The sequence below is a fragment of the Pseudomonas sp. JV245A genome, assembly GCF_032424515.1.
GTDB lineage: Bacteria > Pseudomonadota > Gammaproteobacteria > Pseudomonadales > Pseudomonadaceae > Aquipseudomonas > Aquipseudomonas protegens.
Genome location: NZ_VYKE01000384.1, coordinates 1 through 1,286, shown reverse-complemented (window position 1 = coordinate 1,286; position 1,286 = coordinate 1). Strand labels below are relative to the sequence as shown.

At 62.4% G+C, this 1,286-nt stretch carries 1 protein-coding gene; it reads left to right on the top strand.

The annotated features are described in order from the left end of the window. The first annotated feature begins 138 nt into the window (after positions 1-138). Positions 139-1,206 carry a uroporphyrinogen decarboxylase gene (gene hemE / locus F6S12_RS31850; RefSeq protein WP_041115348.1) on the top strand — a complete coding sequence of 356 codons (1,068 nt, stop codon included), beginning with the start codon at positions 139-141 and terminating at the stop codon, positions 1,204-1,206. Positions 1,207-1,286: the final 80 nt, after the last annotated feature.

The window sequence follows — 1,286 nt, the reverse complement described above, 5'->3', positions numbered from 1 at the left end:
TCGCCAGCAAGCTGGCTCCTACGGGATCTGTGCCCGTCCCGTGACAAATTGACCCCATAGACATAAAGAAACGGCTCTTGCCGTGCCTTTTGTGTCGCGCTCTGAGAAAATGCCCCCACTTTTTTTCCGGATGCCGACATGACTGCCCTGAAGAACGACCGTTTCCTTCGTGCCCTGCTCAAGCAACCCGTAGACGTCACCCCGGTGTGGATGATGCGTCAGGCTGGGCGCTACTTGCCTGAATACCGCGCCAGCCGTGCCAACGCCGGTGACTTCATGAGCCTGTGCATGAACCCGGCGTTCGCTTGCGAAGTCACGCTGCAGCCTCTGGACCGCTATCCACAGCTGGATGCGGCGATCCTCTTCTCCGACATCCTGACCATCCCCGATGCCATGGGCCAAGGCCTGTACTTTGAAACCGGCGAAGGCCCGCGCTTCAAGAAAGTGGTCAGCACCCTGGCCGACATCGAAGCCCTGCCGATCCCCGATCCGCACAAGGACCTGGGCTATGTAATGGATGCGGTCAGCACCATTCGTCGCGAACTCAACGGCCGTGTGCCGTTGATCGGTTTCTCCGGCAGCCCCTGGACCCTGGCCACCTACATGGTCGAAGGCGGCTCCTCAAAGGACTTCCGCAAGTCCAAGGCCATGCTCTACGACAACCCGCAAGCCATGCACCTGCTGCTGGACAAGCTGGCCCAGTCGGTCACCGCGTACCTGAACGGGCAGATCCGTGCCGGCGCGCAGGCGGTGCAGATCTTCGACAGCTGGGGCGGCAGCCTTTCGGCGGCGGCCTACCAGGAATTCTCCCTGGCCTACATGCGCAAGATCGTCAGTGGCCTGATCCGCGAACACGACGGGCGCAAGGTTCCGGTGATCCTCTTCACCAAGGGCGGCGGCCTGTGGCTGGAAAGCATTGCCGATGCCGGCGCGGACAGCCTGGGCCTGGACTGGACCTGTGACATCGGCGAAGCCCGCCGCCGGGTCGGCAGCAAGGTATCGCTGCAAGGCAACATGGACCCTACCGTGCTCTACGCCAACCCGCAGGCGATCCGCAGCGAAGTTGCGCGCATCCTCGCCAGCTACGGCAAGGGCAGTGGCCACGTGTTCAACCTGGGCCACGGCATCACTCCGGAAGTGAAACCGGAGCACGCCGGAGCCTTCCTGGAAGCGGTGCACGAGTTGTCGGCGCAATACCACGAATAAGCGCCCCCCTAAAAAACGCCCGGCACCTGCCGGGCGTTTTCATTGGCGGACACTTTTTGCAGGAGCCAGCTTGCTGGCGA